We start from the raw sequence: 15,788 nt of genomic DNA, 5'->3' as shown, positions 1-15,788 counted from the left end.
GGGTCTCCTGAGGAGGTGGTGCGTGAGCGAGGGGACGCGGCCGGCGCGGGTCACGGGCGCGAACGGGTCACAGCGGCGTCGAACTCGCGGTCCGACAGCGACCTGTTGAGGTTCAGCAGGGCTTCGGCCTGCCAGCCGACCACGTAGCGGGTCTGTGGCCGGTCCGATTCGACGGCATGCAGGATCGTGGTCGCGACGACGTGCGGGTCAGAGGCGGGACTGTTCGGGTCGCTCATGGCCGCCTCCGCGGCCTGGGCCATGGTCTCGGCCATCTCGCCATAGGCCCCATGTCCAGAAATTTCCCGTAATTGGCGGGCGGAGCCGGCTTCGAAGTCCGTCCTGATGATGCCCGGCTGGATGACGACCACCTCGATGCCGAACTGCGCGGTCTCCATGCGCAGCGTGTCGGAGAACGCCTCCTGGGCGTGCTTGGAGGCGTAGTACCAGGCGCCGAGCGGCAGCGCGATCTCGCCGCCGATCGACGAGACGTTCACGATCGTGCCCGACCGCTGCTGCCGCAGGTGTGGCAGGACGAGCTGGATCAGGCGGGCCGGCCCGAACACGTTCACCTCGAACAGCTCCCGCGCCATCGTGAGCGGCGTGTCCTCGACCGCGCCGTGCACGACCGCTCCGGCGTTGTTCACCAGCACGTCGATGCGGCCGTGCGCGTCCAGGATCGTACGCACGACGCGCCGCAGGTCGTCCTCCTCGGTCACGTCCATGGCCAGGGCGTGGCCTCCCGCCTCGCGCAGCGCGCCCATGAGATGCACCCGCCGCGCGGCGCCGTAGACGATGTGGCCGGCGCGCAGGAGCTCCAGCGCGGTCGCGTGACCGATGCCGGACGAGGCGCCCGTCACCAGGCAGATCTTGACTGACATAGCTCTCCCCGTTCGTGTCTTCCTTCGTTCGCGTACGGCGAGAAGTTAGGGACGGCATCGAGGATCCGGCAAGGCGCGAACAGCGTTGTCCCAGCTCGGAGCGGTGCGGTCGGTGTGATGACGATGTCGGCAAACGCAACACCCGCACACCGCTGACGCGACGAGGTGGTCCCCGCGGGATACTGGGGGCATCCGCGACGACGGACGTGCCAGGAGACCGCATGCCGAAAGGCCACTTGTCGTACGAGGACCGCCGCACGATCGCCGAAGGGCTGCTGCACGGGCTGTCGTACGCGGAGATCGCGCGCCGCCTCGGCCGGCCGCGCTCGACGGTCGGCCGCGAGATCGCGCGCAACGGCGGCCCGTACGGCTACCGCGCGGCTCACGCTCAGCGAGCGGCCGAATGGCGCGCCCGCCGCCGGCTGCCCCCACCTCCGAGAACGCCGGCCGACAGGCCCGACCCCGAGTCGGTACGCGAGTTCGAGGAGCTGCTCACCGCGCGGCTCAGCGGCATGCCGACGATGGCGGCCAGGGTGCTGGCCTGCCTGTTCACGAGCGACACCGGCGACCTGACCGCCGCCGACCTCACCGAGCGGCTCCGCGTGAGCCCGGCGTCGATCTCCAAGGGCGTCGGCTATCTGGAGCTGATCGGGCTCATCAAACGTGAGCGCGACCACCGGCGCGAGCGGTACGTCATCGACGACGAGGTCTGGTACCACGCCTGGCAGGTCGGCACCCAGTCGATGATGATGTGGGCCGAGACCGTCCGCGTGGGCATCGGTCTGCTCGGCGACGACACCCCGGCGGGCATCCGCCTCCGGACCGCGAGCCGCTTCTTCGAGGTCCTCAGCACCGACATGGCCCTGGCCGCGGAGCACTACCGGCAGACCTTCTCCGGCAACCGCGACACCGCCGCGGGGCGGCCTCTGGACACCGCCGCGGGGCGGCCTCTGGACACTGCGCCGAGCGCGTCGCCGCCTCCCCCGCGCCCGGTATCGTCGGGGCCATGATCAACGGGGTTCTGTTCGACCTGGACGGCACGTTGCTGGACCACCGGGCGGCCGCCGACGCCGCGATCGCGGACTGGCTCGCGGCGCGTTTCCCCGGCCATCCGCGCCAGGCCGAGGCGCCCGCGTTGTGGGCCGCGCTGGAGGGCCCGTACCTCGCGCGCTGGCAGGCGGGCGAGTGCACGGTGCAGGAGCAGCGCCACCTGCGCCTGCGTGCCCTGTGCCGGGAGCTCGACGTGCCCGAGCCCGGGCCGGACGACCTCGACGCGGCCTACGCCGACTTCGCCGCCCGCTACCGGCGGAGCTGGACCGCCTTCCCCGACGCGGCGGCGGCGGTGGCCGCACTGGCCGGGCCCTCGGGGCCGGCGCTCGGCGTGCTGACCAACGGCACGCAGCCGATGCAGGAGGCGAAGGTCCGCGCGATCGGCCTGGCCGGGCCGCTGCGTACGGTGCTGACCGGCGAGGTGCTGGACGGGCACTACAAGCCGTCGCCGGCCGCCTACACAGGCGCCGCCGCGGCCCTCGGGCTGGCGACCGAGGAGGTGCTGCTGGTGGGCGACGACATCGTGCGGGACGTGACGGCCCCGGCGGTCACCGGCATGCGCTCGGTCTGGCTCGACCGGCTCGGCGTGGAGGAGGCGCCGGCCGGCTTCCCGCGCATCACCACGCTGGCCGAGCTCCCCGCCCTCGTCGCGTCACTCCGCTGAGGAGAGGGCACTGAGGAGGGGCCGGACGCGCCGGACGGTCAGGGCGCGTGGGGCGGTGAGGCGCGCCGGACGGTCAGGGCGCGTCGGGCGGTGAGGCGCGCCGGACGGTGAGGCGCGTGGGGCGGTCAGGGCGCGGCGCGGCGCGGGCGGCTGCTCACCTCGGCCAGGGCGGAGCCGGCCAGGTCGAAGCCGCCGACGTGCGCCAGATAGTCGCCCTTGGCCAGGGGGTCGCCCAGATAGACGCCGCCCGCCTGGCGCACCAGCAGCGCCCCGGCGGCCACGTCCCAGGGGCTGGACAAGGTGCCGTAGGTGGCGTCGGACCAGCCGGCCGCGACGTGCGCCAGGTTGAGCGCCGCGCTGCCCGGCCGCCGGATGGTGGCGAACGAGCGCAGGAGACGCCCGTAACGCAGCAGCGCCTCATCCCCCTCGGCGTCGAGGTCGCCCGGCTGCGGGTAGGAGCACAGCAGCACAGCCTCGCGGTCGCGGGTCGCGCCCCGGCTGCGGATCGGCTCGCCGTTGCACCAGGCGCCCTCGGTGCTCGCGGTGAACGCGTCGTCGCGCACCGGGTCGTAGACCACGCCCGCCACCAGCTCGCCGTGCACGGCGGCGGCGATGGAGACGCAGAAGAAGGGCAGGCCGGCGGCGAAGTTGGCGGTGCCGTCGATCGGGTCGACGTACCAGACGAGGTCGCCGGAGCCGGTGGCCCCGCCCTCCTCGCCGACGACGGCGCTGCCGGGGGCGCGCGCCTCGATGACCGCGCGGATCTCCTCCTCGGCGGCCCGGTCGTGCTCGGTGACGGGGTCGTGGAAGTCGCGTTTGGTGTCCACCTCGGGCCGGGACCGGAACGCCTCGCGCAGCCGGGGGCCGACGGACCTGGCCGCCTCGGCGGCGGTGTCGAGCAACTCTGTCGCATCCATCGTCCCCACCCTAACGTGCCGATCGTTTGTCATGACATTCTGACCTCGGTTAAGCTGATCAGCATGACCGCGAATCTGGCGATCGACCTGGATCGATCCAGCCCCGTGCCGCTCTATTTCCAGGTGGCCGAGCAGATCGCCGAGGCCATCCGGCGAGGCGACCTGCCTCCTGGCTCGCGGCTGGACAACGAGATCCTGCTGGCCGACCGGCTCGGCCTGTCGCGGCCCACGATCCGCCAGGCGATCCAATACCTCGTGGACAAGGGCCTGCTGGTCCGCAAGCGGGGCGTCGGCACGCAGGTGGTGCACGGCCAGGTCAAGCGCTCGGTCGAGCTGACCAGCCTCTACGACGACCTGCGCCGCGCCGGCCAGGAGCCGGCCACGCAGGTGCTGGCGCTGGAGCCGCGCACGGCCGACGAGGACGTCGCCGCCGTGCTCGGCGTCGAGCCGGGCTCGGACATCCTCTACCTGGAGCGGCTGCGCTTCGCGGCGAGCGAGCCGCTGGCCGTGCTGCACAACTGGCTGCCGCCGGGCCTCGCCCAGCTCACCCGCGCCGACCTGCAGACCCGCGGCCTGTACGAGCTGCTGCGCGGCGCGGGCGTGCGCATGCGGGTGGCCAACCAGCGCATCGGGGCCCGCGCCGCCTCCCAGGCCGAGGCGCGGCTGCTGGCCGAGCGCCGCGGCGCCCCGCTGCTCACCATGGTCCGCACCACCTACGACGACCAGGGCCGGGCGGTCGAGCACGGCTCGCACGTCTACCGCGCCTCGCACTACTCCCTGGAGGTCACGCTCATCGAGCGGTGAGCCGTGCCCCGCGTCATCACTCGGCCGGCGGGTGGCGGCGGACGATCACCAGGGCGACGTCGTCCTCCCGCGCGCCGAAGGTGTCGATGAGCCGGCCGGCCGCCTCGTCCATGTCGTCGCCGATCTCCTCGGCGGCGCGCCGGGCGATCTCCAGGCTGTCGTCCAGATACTTGTCGCGGTCCTCCACGAGCCCGTCGGTGAACATCAGCACCGCCCCGCCCGGCGGCACCACGACCCGGTCGATCCGGTAGACCTCCTCGGCGACGCCGAGGAGCAGGTTGCCGAAGCGCTCGTGGTAGCGGGCCCCGCCGTCGCCGTCGAGCAGCAGCGGCGGGATGTGGCCCGCGTTGGCGATCTGCGCCTCGCCGGTCACCGGGTCGAGCAGCGTGAGGCACACGGTCGCGGTCATCCGCGGGTGGTAGCGGCGCAGCACGTCGTTGAGCAGCGACAGCGACTGGTCGAGCTCCACCTTGCCGATGAGCGAGGCGCGCAGCGCGTGGCGCAGCTCGGCCATCACGGTGGCGGCCAGCAGCGAGTGCCCCTGGACGTCGCCGACCGCGACCAGGACCTGCTCGCCCAGCTGCAGCACCTCGTAGAAGTCGCCGCCCACCTCGACGTTGTCCACCGCCGGCTGGTAGCGCCAGACGATGTCGAGCCCCGGCACCTGGGGGACGCGCGAGGGCAGCAGGCTGCGCTGCAGCGTCAGGGCGATCGCGTGCTCCTCGGCGTAGGCGCGCAGCGCCTCCACCGCCAGCGCCACGGCCTGGCCGAGCTGGCGCAGCATGCTCAGCTCGTCCTCGTCCAGCTCGGGGTCCGGCTCCACGCCGAGCAGGACGGGCGGCCGGTCGCGTTTGGTGCGCGACAGCACGGCCGTGATGTCGAGCCGGGACGGGGTGTCGGGCGCGATCCCCGACCAGTAGTCGTGCGGGATGATGAGGAACTCGGTGCCGGCCCGCTGGCCGAGGGCCCGCTCGCCGAGGAACTGCAGCACGGGCGGCTGGACCGTCCTGAACGTGGGGGTCCCCTCTGGCGGCAGCGCGGTCAGCCTGCGGGTACGCCCGTCGGGCGCGAGAGCCACCACCCCGGCACTGCGCCCCAGGATGCGGCTGGTGCCCGAGACGGCGGTCGACAGCAGCTCGTCGAAGGTCTGGGCGGCGTTCATGGCCAGCGTGAGGTCGGTGAGCGCGCCGAGGCGGGCGGCCAGGCGCTCGGCCCGCTGCCGCGCCCGGTGGTAGCGCAGGGCCGCCTCCACGGTGGCGACGAACTCGTCCGGCTCGACCGGCTCGGCCAGGTAGCCGTCTGCGCCCCGGTGCAGGCCGAGCGCCCGGTCGGCGGCCGTGATGGCCGCGCCGGAGATCTGGATCACGGGGATCGAGGACGTCGCGGGGTCGCCCTTGATGCGCTCGCACACCTCGTAGCCGGAGATGTCCGGCAGCCGGACGTCGAGCACCACCAGGTCGGGATGGAGCTCGGCGATGCGCTGCAGCGCCTCCAGGCCGCCGGTGGCCTCGACCACGGCGTACCCGGCCCGGCGCAGCCAGCTGGACAGGATGTAGAGCTTGGTCGGGGTGTCGTCGACGACGAGGATCGTCGCCTCCTGCGGCGTCGCGTCACTCATCACGGCTCCCCAGTGCCTGGCGGATGGCGTTCAGCAGCACGTCCCTGCGCAGCCCCTGCTTGCCGAGCACGGCCTCGGCCCGCTCGGGACGCCGGTGCGCCTGCGCCAGCGTGACGATGATCACGGGGACGTTCCGCAGCCGTTCGTCGTCGGCCATGCGCTGCAGGACGGCCGTGCCGTCGAGGCCGGGCATGAGCAGGTCCAGCAGGGCCAGGTCGGGCGGCGCCGCGGCCATCGCGGCGAGCGCGGCGGCGCCGTCGGGCGCCTCGTCGATGTGGGCGGCGAACCCGGTGAGCATGCGCCGCACCCCGGCGCGGAAGTTCTCGTCGTCGTCGGCGACGAGGATGCGCTGGGCGACGGGCACGTCGTGCGACTCGTACGGCAGCCGCAGCACCGCCGTGGTGCCCTCCCCCGGCGTGCTGGCCAGGGTCAGCGTGCCGCCCATCGCCTGGGCCAGCCGCCGCGCGTACGCCAGGCCCAGGCCGGTGCCCTTGGCGCGGGTCTGCGCCGGCCCCGGCACCTGGTAGAACTCCTCGAAGACCCGTTCCAGGTGCTCGGCCGGGATGCCGATGCCCGTGTCGGAGACGGTGAAGACGGTCTCGCCGGCGGCCGGGTCGTGGGCGATCTCCAGCACGACCTCGCCCTCCTGGGTGAACTTCAGGCTGTTGGCCAGCAGGTTGCGCAGGATCCTGGTGAGCATCGCCTCGTCGGCCGGCATGGTGAACGGCGGCGGCGGGACGACGACGCGCAGCGTGACCCGGTCGGTGCTCTGCGACGGCCCCACCGTCATGCGCAGCCGTTCGGCCAGGGCGACGAGGTCGACGGTGGTGAACTGCGGGTCGAGCCGCCCCGACTCGGCCTTGCCGATGTCGAGCAGCTCGCTGACCAGGGCCAGCAGGGTCTCGGCCGAGGAGCCGATCAGCTCGATCTGCCGCGCCTGCTCCTCGCCCAGCGGGTCCCCGCCGGGGCCGGTGAGCAGCCGGACCAGGCCGATGATCGAGTTGAGCGGCGTGCGCAGCTCGTGGCTGACCGTGGCCCAGAACCGGTTCTTGGCGTCGCTGGCCTCGCGCAGCTGCATCGACTTCTCGTCCAGCTCGGCGTAGAGGGCGACGACGCCGCGGTTGGTCTCCTCCAGCTCGGCGGAGAGCTGGTTGTACAGCGCCATGACCCCCTGGTTGGTCTCCTCCAGCTCGGCGTTGAGCTGGCGGACCGCCTCCAGGGTCGAGGCGAGCTCGTGGTTCTGCTGGCGCAGCTCGTCCAGCGCGCTGGACGGCGCCATGGCGTTGACCTTGGTGCGGATCTGCGCGACCGACAGCGCGGACGCGCTCGCCGGCAGCCGCTTGCGCAGGACCACCCGGCCGCGCTCGCCGGCGTCGACCACGTCCATGAGCCGCCCGGCCATGGTCACGCCCTCGGCCACGTGGCGGGCGGCGGCACCGGGGAAGCTCACCTCCATCACGAGGTCGTCGAAGTCGAGGGCGAAGGCGACCACCATGCCGGACGCGCCCTCGATGACGATCTCCCTGCCCAGCTCGCTGAGCGCGGTCGCCACCCGGATCTGATCCTGCTGGGACATGCCGAGCGCGGCGGCGACCTCGCGGCCCACCTGGCGCATGGCGAAGACGTCCTGCTCGCCCGCGACGGTGACCGTGGTCAGCTGAGCCGCCCTCACGGCGCCCTCCTCCTGAGGCCGCGCGTCATGGAGCCGTCCTCACGGCGAGCACGGCCGCGTCGTCCCTGCGCGTGCCGGCGTCCCGCAGCAGGGTGGCGGCCACGACGACCGGGGAACGGGAGGCCAGGCCGGGGAAGGAGACCGGGTCCCACCGGTCGGAGAGCCCGTCGGAGTGCATGACGAGCACGCTGTGCGGCGGGACGGCGTACTCGTACTCGCGCAGGCGGCTGCGCTGGTGCCCGGCGATGCCCGGCACGGAGATCATGCCCTGGCGGCCCTCGGCGTGCACGATCCAGCCCGAGACGTTGCCGAGCCCGGCGTAGCGGACCACCCCTCGCTCACGGTCCAGCCGGGCGAGGGCCACGGCGCCGCCCCTGGTGCCCGTCAGCGCCTTGTGGATGCGCTCCAGCAGCTCCAGCACGGGCAGGTGGTGCTGCTGCTCGAAGACCCGCACGGCCTCGCGGGAGGCGGCGGCCGCGGCGGGGCCGTGGCCGAGGCCGTCGCACATCAGGCAGATGGCCGTGCCGCGGCTCTCGACGTACGCGAAAGCGTCGCCCGAGACGACCTCCTCCCCGATGGGGCGGGTCAGCCCGCTCACCCGGGAGTCGGGGGCCGGCACGTCGGTGGCGGTGAAGCACATGGTCACCACCGTGCCACGTCCGGGCAGGGAATAGACCTCGTGGGCCGAGGCCATCCTGGCGATCCCGCCGAGACCGACGCCGAGCGTGCCCGCGGTGGAGTAGCCGTCCCGCACGGCGCTGCGCACGTCGCGCATGCCCGGCCCCTTGTCCAGGGCGACCACCTCGACGGCGGACGCCGCCTCGGGGTGGGCCCGGATCAGCATCGTGCCCTCGACCGCGTGCTTGACCAGGTTGGAGGCCGCCTCGCTGACGGCGACGGCCACCCGCCCGCGGTCCTGCTCGTCGAAGCCGCACGCCTCGGCCAGCGTCGTCGCGGCCCTGCGGGCCGCCCCGATGGCGCTGGCGTCCTCGATGCGGACCCAGGGCTCGTCCCCGGAGCGGATCATCTCGCCCACTTGATCACCGTGACCCGCGTCCCTTCGCCGGTTCTGGACTCCAGGTCGAACTCGTCCACCAGCCGGCGTGACCCGCTCAGCCCCAGGCCGAGGCCGCCGCCCGTGGACCAGCCGTCGGTCAGGGCCAGGTCCAGGTCGGGGATGCCGGGACCCTCGTCGGTGAAGTCCAGGCGCAGTCCGTCGCGTACGCCGTTGTTGACGACCTCGATCCGCACCCGGCCGCCCCCGGCGTACATCAGGGCGTTGCGGGCGAGCTCGCTGGCCGCGGTGACCACCTTGGTCTGGTCGACCAGCGACAGGCCTACCTGCTGGGCGCTGTTGCGCACCTGCTGGCGCACGATGACCACGTCGCTGTTGCCCGCGATGGGGAGCTCTAGAACGGGCGTCACTCCGGCACCGCTGCCGGGTCAGCTCCGTCGCGTTCCTTGAGCATCGCGACACCCTTCTCCAGGTTGAGCGCGGTGCGCACGCCGCCGAGCGACAGGCCGAGCTCGACCAGTGTGATCGCGACCGCGGGCCGCATGCCCACGACGATCGTCTCGGCGTCCAGCATCCGCGAGATCGACGCGATGGTCGAGAGCATGCGCCCGATGAAGGAGTCGACGATCTCCACGGCGGTGATGTCGATGATCACCCCGCGGGCCCGGCTGTCGACGATCGCGTCCGCCAGGTCCTCCTGCAGCATGAGCACGCTCTGGTCCTGCAGGTCGATCTGGATGGAGACGATGAGGAGGTCGCCGAGCTTGAGAACGGGGACACGTTCCATCAGGCCCGCTCCAGCCCGACGACGACGTGCTTGTCGGCCCGCTGCGTGACCTGCACGCCGCTCTTGCGCAGCGCGTAGGCGAGGGCGTCGGCCAGGGAGGACTTGGTGACGATGTCGCCGAACTCGATGCCGAGGGTGACGATCGTGTGCGCGATCTGGGGGCGGATGCCGGAGATGACGCACTCGGCGCCCATGAGCCGGGCCGCCACCACGGCCTTGAGCAGGTGCTGCGCCACCTGGGTGTCCACGGCCGGCACGCCGGTGATGTCGATCACGGCGTGCTCGGAGCCGGTCTCCACCAGGCCCTGGAGCAGCTTCTCCATGACGACCTGCGTACGGGCCGAGTCGAGCGTGCCGACCAGCGGCACCGCGAGGATGCCGTCCCACAGCTTGACCACCGGCGTGGACAGCTCCAGGAGCTGCTCGGCCTGGTCGGTGATGATCTTCTCGCGGGCGCTGACGAAGGTCTCGAACGTGAACAGGCCCAGGTCGTCGATGTGCCGCGCCAGCCAGATGTAGCCGCGCAGGGTCTCGACGTCGTCCTCCGCCTCGACCAGCCCGTACACCGCCTCCTTCAGGCTGAACACCACGGCGGCGGTCTCCGCCGGTGTGAAGCCCTCCCTGGCCTGCGCCCGCGACAGGTCGGCGAGCAGGCCGCGCAGGTCGGAGGCGTCCCCTCCCTCACCGATGAACTGCATCAGGGCCTGGTAGATCTCGCGCAGCCGCCCGGCCAGGACGCTGCGGTCGGCCCTGCCACCGACGGTGGCGCCCGCGAGGTCGATCCAGCGCTTGAGGACGGTCTCCTCCTGCGCCCGCAGGAGTTCCGCCACGCGGAGCTGGCCGGCGTCGCCGTGAGCTGTCAAGGTGTGCTCCCGAAGATGGGGTGTTTTGTCATGAATCGACACGAAGGCTACCGGGCTTTTCGCTCCGCCTCTATGCGTTCCCGTCGGCGGCGCGCCCGGAAGCCGGTATTTCGCAAGCGCTGATCAAGCGGCATGCAAACCACCTTGCCTAGAAAAGGCCAGGAAGGTCGGAGAACAGGAAGAACGGGGAAAGACAGTGAGCTCCGTAACGTGGCTGCCGCTGACGATCGCGGGTGTGACGATGCTCATCACGGCCGGGGTCTGGGTGCCCATCGCCGTCGCGGCGCGGGCCGGGCGGCAGCTGCTCGCCACCGGCGTCCCCACGCAGGCCGTCGTCGAGTCCGTGACCGACACCGGCATGTCGGTCAACGAACGGCCGGTGGTGCGCTTCGTGCTCGCCGTACGCGGCGCGGACGGCGAGGTCTACCGGGTCACGCACCGGCAGTCGGTGCCGCGCATCCCGATGGGGATCCTCGCGCCCGGCGCGGTGCTGCCGGTCAGGGTGGACCGGCAGCGGCGCGAGCGCGTACGGATCGACTGGGCGGCCTGGCAGCCCGCGCCCGGCGCGTACCCGGCCCCCTACCCCTACAACATGCCCCGATAGCCGCGGCGGCTCAGACCCGTTCCAGCTCGATGACCACCACCGAGGCGGGCTGGAGCGCCGGCGCGGGCAGCCCCAGCTCGGCCAGCGCCGCCCCCGGCAGGCGCACCGGTCCGTCCGCCCACGACGGCATGAGCGCGGAGCCGGGCACCGGCCCGGCCACGCGCACCTCGTAGCGGGCGGCCGGGTCCAGGCCGGGCAGCCGCAGCGGCGCGGGGGCCGACTCCGGCCGCGAGCTCAGCTGCGCGTAGCCGAACACCGCCCGCTCCGGCAGCACCACCCCGTGCAGCAGCGCCGACGGGTCGGGATGGTCGGCGCGGACCACCCGCCCGGCGTGCAGCACCGGCCGCAGCCGCTTGTGCAGCGCGATCCAGACGCCCAGCTCCTCCAGCTCCGCCTCGCTCGCCGAGGTGAGGTCCCACTCCACACCCATGTGCCCGAACAGCGCGGTGCCCGCGCGGAAGGCCAGCGGCAGCGACCGGCCGGTGATGTGGTCGCGCGGCGCGCCGACGTGCGCGCCCATGCGCTCCGGCGGCACCAGCAGCCCGGTCCAGCGCTGGATGGCCTGCCGGTCGAGCGCGTCGTTGCTGTCGGAGGTCCACACCCGGTCGGTACGGGCCAGCACCCCGTAGTCGACGCGGGCGCCGCCCGACGAGCACGACTCGATCTCCAGCCCCGGATGGCGGGCGCGCAGCTCGTCCAGCAGGCGGTAGGCCGCGAGGGTCTGCACGTGCACGCCGGGCACCCCGTCGTGGACGGGCTCGGCGATGTCGCGGTTGTGGTCCCACTTGATGTAGTCGAGGGCGTACTCGTTGATCAGCGCGTCGATCCGCTCCAGCAGGTACGCGTACGCCTCCGGCCGGGCCAGGTCGAGCGTCTGCTGGTTGCGGTGCGGCGGCGGCAGGCGCTCGGCCCGGCCGAGGACCCAGTCGGGGTGGGCGCGGGCCAGGTCGGAGTCGGGGTTGACCATCTCAGGCTCGAACCACAGGCCGAACTGCATGCCGAGCCCGCGCACCCGCTCGGCCAGCGGGTGCAGGCCGTGCGGCCAGACGCCCTCGTCGACGTACCAGTCGCCGAGGCCGGCCCGGTCGTGGCGGCGGTGGCGGAACCAGCCGTCGTCGAGCACGAACCGCTCGATCCCGGCCGCCGCGGCCCGCTCGGCCAGCTCCAGCAGCCGGTCCAGGCCGTGGTCGAAGTAGGTCGCCTCCCAGTTGTTGAGCGTGACCGGCCGGACCGGCAGCGGCCGGGCGGCCCGCAGGTGGTCGTGCAGCCGGGCGCTCGCGGCGTCCAGGCCCTGCGCCGACCAGGTGAAGTAGACGAGCGGGGTGCGGTAGCTCTCACCCTGCCGCAGGACGATTTCGCCGGGCTCGGGCAGCTCGCCCGCGCCCAGCAGCGCCGCCCCCTCCTGCAGGCGCTCGGCGTAGTGGACGTGGTCGCCGCTCCAGCCCGCGTGCACCGCCCACACCTCGCCGGAGCGGAAGCCGAAGCCCTCGGTGCCCGCCACGAGCAGGCCGGTCGCGTCGTGCCCGGTCCGGCCGCGCCGGTTCTCCCTGCTCCACACGCCGTGCGCGAACGCCCGCCGCTGCGGCACCTTCTCCAGCGCCCAGCGCCCGGTGAAGTCCAGCAGCTCGCCGGCCCGCGCCGGGATCGGCAGCGCGCACACCAGGCTCGCCAGCCGGTACGGCGAGGCCGCCGTGTTGGTCACCGTGTGCCGCAGCGTCACCACCCCGTGGGCGTCCATGCCCAGCTCGCTCACCAGCGCCAGGCCCGCCCGCTCGTCGGCCGCGGTGATCGTCACCGTGCCGCCCCTGCCCGGCTCCGCCGCGACGTCCGCGCCGCCCAGGGTCCAGCGCACCGGCCAGTGCTCGCCGTCGCGGGAGCCCGCCAGGCCGGGGCGGCCGTACCAGCCGTCGCCCTGCGCGGGCAGCAGCGGCGGCGCGCTCACCAGGGACGCCAGCAGGGGAAGCAGCTCGGCCCCGTCGTCCGTGCCGGGCGCGGCGCCGAAGTGGCGGACGCGGGGCAGGCCGGGGCCGGAGGCGTCGAGCAGGAGGGCGACATCCGCGGCGGACAGCATCAGGTAGGACAAGCCGGGCTCCTTACGCAACAGGCACAGGGGGTGTGACGCGCGGAAAGACGCTATCGAACCCGGCTCCGCCGGGGCGAGGGAAGGCCCCTCCGGCGGGCGGTCGCCGGAGGGGCCTCGATCAGGGCGGGGACGGCGTTCAGACGGAGATCCGCCCGGCGCCCGCGCCCGCGGTCACGATGGACTTGACGTTGCAGGGGGTGTCCAGCGTGTAGGAGTAGGGGATGGAGGCGACGCTGCCGCCGGCCTGGCCGCTGCCGGAGTTGACGAAGCAGTTGTTGCGCGCCACCAGGTTGCCCGGGCCGGAGTCGCCCTCGCCCCGGTGGAACGGGTCGTCGGTGTTCTCGAAGTAGTTGCCCTCGACCAGCACGCCCGCCTCCTGCGTCGAGGCCACGCCGTAGCTGCCGATGTTGCCGTAGAAGTTGTTGTAGACGTGCACCGGGTTGCCGAAGCGCACCCGCGGGTGACGCTGGTTGGTGCCGTCGAACCAGTTGTGGTGGTACGTCACCCGCAGGTGGCCGCGGTCCTCCGAGCCGTTGCCGTCGTCGTGACCGAGCAGCATCGTCTTGTCGTGGGAGCTGACCCTGTTCCAGGAGATGGTGACGTAGTCGCTGGCCCGCTTGACGTCCACCGCGCCGTCGTAGCCGTTGCTGAAGCTGTTGTGGTCGATCCACACCCGGGTCGAGTACTGGACGTTGATGGCGTCGTCGTTCCAGTTCCTGAAGGTGAGGTTGCGCACGATCACGTTGGACGCCTTGGAGATGTTGAGCCCGCAGCCCGAGATGACGGCGCCGGAGTTGCCGATGATCGTCTTGTTCGAGCCGACCTTCAGCATGCCCGAACAGGAGATCGTGCCGGAGACCCGGATCACCCCTGAGCCGCTCGCGGACAGGGCGCTGGTCAGGGCCGAGGAGGAGGTGACGGTGGTCGGGCTCGTGCCGCCGCCGCCCGTGGTGCCGCCGCCCTGCGTGGCCCAGCCGACCAGGTCGTTCGGGGCGCTGCCGTTGGCGTTGGCGATCCTGACGGTGCCGCCGGACCCGGTCACCGTCCAGGTCTGGGACGAGCCGCCGGCGCAGCTCTCCTGCGCGGCCTTGCCCGCGGAGGTGCTCGCGCCCTCCACGCCCGCGCACTTGCCGCTGTGCGCGTTCACGAGCGTGTACGCTCCGGGCGCCGGAGCGGCGGCCGCCGCCGAGGCCATGACGACGCCGGTCACCGCGGAGGCGGTGAGGGTGACGACGCCCGTGAGGACCGCGCCCGTTCTGCCGATGGATGTGTGTCGCACGATTCTGCTCCTTGCTGGCCCTAGCGGACCGTCAGGTCCGCGAATGGTGTCCCCCCAGCGAGCATCCGTTCACATACGTGATCGACGTACGTGAGAGCGAACACGCCACAACATAGGTAAGCGCTTTCCGACTGTCAAACGTCACTGAAACTTTCATGACAGCAGCTTGTCGGGATCGATGATCCGCTTTGTGACCTGCGGCGAGTCCGATGCGTGCATCGACTGTGGCTGTGCGTGCGGTAGCCGGCTCCTCCGGCGATCGTTTAGGTTAGGCTCGCCTAATTTTGTTGGAGGAGTCGGGGATGAGCTCGCCGTTTCACATGTTCCACGTCCAGGTAGACCGGCTTGAGCGGCTGAGCCCGTCGTTCCTGCGGGTCACGTTCACCGGGGACGACCTCGGCCATTTCGCCGACAACGGCTACGACCAGCGGATCAAGCTCATTCTGCCGCTGCCGGGCTGCGGGCTGTCGTACCTGCCGTCCGGGCCGGACTGGTACCAGCAGTGGCGGCAGCTCGAGGACACCAGGCGCAACCCGATCCGCACCTACACCGCGCGACAGGTGCGGGCGGACGTCAGGGAGCTGGACGTTGACGTCGTCATGCACCCCGACGGCGGGCCGGTCGCCCAGTGGGCGGAGCGGGTCCAGCCCGGCGACGAGGTCGCGATCCTCGGGCCCGACGCCCGCTACGACGGGGTGCACGGCGGGCTGGAGTTCCGGCTGCCCGCCGGCAGCACGACCGTGCTGCTCGCCGGCGACGAGACCGCCGTGCCCGCCATCTGCTCCGTCCTGGAGCGCCTGCCCGCCGGGGTCACCGGCGAGGCCCTGCTGGAGGTGCCCTTCGACGACGACGCCCTGCCCGTCGAGACCTCCTGCTCGGTGCGCGTCGGCTGGCTCCCCAGGAACGGCGGCGAGCGCGGCGCCCAGCTCATCCCCGCCGTCCAGGCCGCCGCCGGGCGGCTGCTGACGTCCCCCGGCGCCGGCCCGAACGGCTTCAGCGACGTGGACGTGGACGCCGAGGAGCTGTGGGAGGTGCCGGAGGAGGACGCCGCCGACCCGCTGTACGCGTGGCTGGCGGGCGAGGCCGGCGTGATCAAGACGCTGCGGCGTCATCTGGTGGGCGAGCGGGGGATGGATCGGCGGGCGGTCGCGTTCATGGGGTACTGGCGCGAGGGTCGCGCCGAGGGCGGCGGCTGACGCCGGCTCAGGCTGGGGCGCAGGCCGTCGTCACGGTGTGGCGCTCCTGCTCGGTCGGGGGGCGTACCCAGGTGAGGCCCGGGCCGCCGGCGGCGAGCATGCCGGGCACGACCTCGCCCAGCACCTCCCCCGGCGTCGCGTCGGGCCGCTTCTCGCGCGCCTCCGCGTACAGGTCGAGCACCCGCCCGAGGTCCAGCATCAGCGTGTTGCGGCCGGACGCCTCGGCGTCGGTGACGGTGACGAGCAGGGACGCGCCGTCCGCGAATCCCTCGACGCCGGCCGCGCCCGGCGGGCACACCACCGCCCGTACGGCCTCGGCGAAGGCCGTACGGTCCATGCCGTCCACCTCGTCCGCCGG

16 protein-coding genes are annotated in these 15,788 nt (G+C 72.9%); 5 read left to right on the top strand and 11 right to left on the bottom strand.

Going from position 1 to position 15,788, the window contains the following annotated elements; all coding sequences use genetic code 11:
• Positions 1-50 precede the first annotated feature (50 nt).
• On the bottom strand, positions 51-878 hold the full coding sequence (locus AC27IY_RS31255) for an oxidoreductase (protein WP_487180076.1): 828 nt from the start codon (positions 876-878) through the stop codon (positions 51-53).
• Between the two features lie 221 nt (positions 879-1,099).
• Between AC27IY_RS31255 and AC27IY_RS31250 the strand changes: the two genes are divergently transcribed.
• Positions 1,100-1,888: a GbsR/MarR family transcriptional regulator gene (locus AC27IY_RS31250; RefSeq protein WP_487180075.1), complete on the top strand. Its 789-nt coding sequence runs from the start codon at positions 1,100-1,102 to the stop codon at positions 1,886-1,888.
• Complete coding sequence (locus AC27IY_RS31245) at positions 1,885-2,592, top strand: HAD family hydrolase (RefSeq protein WP_344215435.1); 708 nt, start codon at positions 1,885-1,887, stop codon at positions 2,590-2,592. Before AC27IY_RS31250 ends, AC27IY_RS31245 begins: the two co-directional genes overlap by 4 nt.
• A gap of 125 nt (positions 2,593-2,717) precedes the next feature.
• Here AC27IY_RS31245 and AC27IY_RS31240 read toward each other — a convergent pair whose 3' ends face one another.
• Entirely contained in the window at positions 2,718-3,509 is a 792-nt protein-coding gene (locus AC27IY_RS31240; protein WP_423448741.1) for an inositol monophosphatase family protein, read from the bottom strand.
• 63 nt (positions 3,510-3,572) lie between these two features.
• On the opposite strand from AC27IY_RS31240, the gene AC27IY_RS31235 reads away from it, so the two are divergent.
• Positions 3,573-4,313, top strand: coding sequence for a GntR family transcriptional regulator (locus tag AC27IY_RS31235; RefSeq protein ID WP_344215440.1), 741 nt, complete (start codon positions 3,573-3,575; stop codon positions 4,311-4,313).
• Between the two features lie 16 nt (positions 4,314-4,329).
• On the opposite strand, the gene AC27IY_RS31230 is transcribed toward AC27IY_RS31235, so the two are convergent.
• Genes AC27IY_RS31230 through AC27IY_RS31205 form a run of 6 tightly spaced genes read right to left on the bottom strand, consistent with a single transcriptional unit; the run spans position 4,330 to position 10,268 of the window.
• A complete protein-coding gene (locus AC27IY_RS31230; protein ID WP_487180074.1) occupies positions 4,330-5,931 on the bottom strand; it encodes a SpoIIE family protein phosphatase in 1,602 nt (533 codons plus the stop codon).
• Positions 5,924-7,603, bottom strand: a complete 1,680-nt coding sequence (locus tag AC27IY_RS31225; protein WP_487180073.1) for an ATP-binding response regulator — start codon at positions 7,601-7,603, stop codon at positions 5,924-5,926. Before AC27IY_RS31225 ends, AC27IY_RS31230 begins: the two co-directional genes overlap by 8 nt.
• A gap of 25 nt (positions 7,604-7,628) precedes the next feature.
• On the bottom strand, positions 7,629-8,630 hold the full coding sequence (locus AC27IY_RS31220) for an ATP-binding protein (protein WP_487180124.1): 1,002 nt from the start codon (positions 8,628-8,630) through the stop codon (positions 7,629-7,631).
• Positions 8,627-9,028: an anti-sigma regulatory factor gene (locus tag AC27IY_RS31215; protein ID WP_423470500.1), complete on the bottom strand. Its 402-nt coding sequence runs from the start codon at positions 9,026-9,028 to the stop codon at positions 8,627-8,629. The genes AC27IY_RS31220 and AC27IY_RS31215 overlap by 4 nt, the downstream gene beginning before the upstream one ends.
• Positions 9,025-9,405, bottom strand: a complete 381-nt coding sequence (locus AC27IY_RS31210; protein ID WP_344215448.1) for an STAS domain-containing protein — start codon at positions 9,403-9,405, stop codon at positions 9,025-9,027. Before AC27IY_RS31210 ends, AC27IY_RS31215 begins: the two co-directional genes overlap by 4 nt.
• A complete protein-coding gene (locus AC27IY_RS31205; protein WP_487180072.1) occupies positions 9,405-10,268 on the bottom strand; it encodes an STAS domain-containing protein in 864 nt (287 codons plus the stop codon). Before AC27IY_RS31205 ends, AC27IY_RS31210 begins: the two co-directional genes overlap by 1 nt.
• Before the next feature lie 196 nt (positions 10,269-10,464).
• Here AC27IY_RS31205 and AC27IY_RS31200 point away from each other — a divergent pair, with 196 nt between their 5' ends.
• Complete coding sequence (locus AC27IY_RS31200) at positions 10,465-10,872, top strand: hypothetical protein (RefSeq protein ID WP_487180071.1); 408 nt, start codon at positions 10,465-10,467, stop codon at positions 10,870-10,872.
• A 10-nt stretch (positions 10,873-10,882) separates the two neighbouring features.
• Here the strand turns inward: AC27IY_RS31200 and AC27IY_RS31195 are convergent, their stop codons facing one another.
• The gene (locus tag AC27IY_RS31195; RefSeq protein WP_487180123.1) at positions 10,883-12,943 is read right to left on the bottom strand and encodes an alpha-galactosidase; all 2,061 of its coding nucleotides are present in this window, start codon (positions 12,941-12,943) and stop codon (positions 10,883-10,885) included.
• A 148-nt stretch (positions 12,944-13,091) separates the two neighbouring features.
• Positions 13,092-14,234, bottom strand: a complete 1,143-nt coding sequence (locus AC27IY_RS31190; protein ID WP_487180070.1) for a pectate lyase family protein — start codon at positions 14,232-14,234, stop codon at positions 13,092-13,094.
• Positions 14,235-14,536: 302 nt separating this feature from the next.
• Between AC27IY_RS31190 and AC27IY_RS31185 the strand changes: the two genes are divergently transcribed.
• Entirely contained in the window at positions 14,537-15,430 is an 894-nt protein-coding gene (locus tag AC27IY_RS31185) for a siderophore-interacting protein (protein ID WP_487180069.1), read from the top strand.
• Between the two features lie 7 nt (positions 15,431-15,437).
• Here the strand turns inward: AC27IY_RS31185 and AC27IY_RS31180 are convergent.
• Positions 15,438-15,788: hypothetical protein (locus tag AC27IY_RS31180; protein WP_487180068.1), on the bottom strand; the 351-nt coding region annotated here is incomplete at its 5' end.

The organism is Nonomuraea sp. B208 (assembly GCF_057536035.1).
This window is presented reverse-complemented; position numbering and strand designations above follow the sequence as displayed.

What these genes read in the sequence shown, in the direction of transcription:
- AC27IY_RS31245 (WP_344215435.1), top strand. Translation starts at nt 1,885, where the DNA reads ATGATCAACGGGGTTCTGTTCGACCTGGACGGCACGTTGCTGGACCAC.
- AC27IY_RS31255 (WP_487180076.1), bottom strand. Translation starts at nt 878, where the DNA reads ATGTCAGTCAAGATCTGCCTGGTGACGGGCGCCTCGTCCGGCATCGGT.
- AC27IY_RS31230 (WP_487180074.1), bottom strand. Translation starts at nt 5,931, where the DNA reads ATGAGTGACGCGACGCCGCAGGAGGCGACGATCCTCGTCGTCGACGAC.
- AC27IY_RS31195 (WP_487180123.1), bottom strand. Translation starts at nt 12,943, where the DNA reads ATGCTGTCCGCCGCGGATGTCGCCCTCCTGCTCGACGCCTCCGGCCCC.
- AC27IY_RS31240 (WP_423448741.1), bottom strand. Translation starts at nt 3,509, where the DNA reads ATGGATGCGACAGAGTTGCTCGACACCGCCGCCGAGGCGGCCAGGTCC.
- AC27IY_RS31235 (WP_344215440.1), top strand. Translation starts at nt 3,573, where the DNA reads ATGACCGCGAATCTGGCGATCGACCTGGATCGATCCAGCCCCGTGCCG.
- AC27IY_RS31185 (WP_487180069.1), top strand. Translation starts at nt 14,537, where the DNA reads ATGAGCTCGCCGTTTCACATGTTCCACGTCCAGGTAGACCGGCTTGAG.
- AC27IY_RS31210 (WP_344215448.1), bottom strand. Translation starts at nt 9,405, where the DNA reads ATGGAACGTGTCCCCGTTCTCAAGCTCGGCGACCTCCTCATCGTCTCC.
- AC27IY_RS31220 (WP_487180124.1), bottom strand. Translation starts at nt 8,630, where the DNA reads ATGATCCGCTCCGGGGACGAGCCCTGGGTCCGCATCGAGGACGCCAGC.
- AC27IY_RS31250 (WP_487180075.1), top strand. Translation starts at nt 1,100, where the DNA reads ATGCCGAAAGGCCACTTGTCGTACGAGGACCGCCGCACGATCGCCGAA.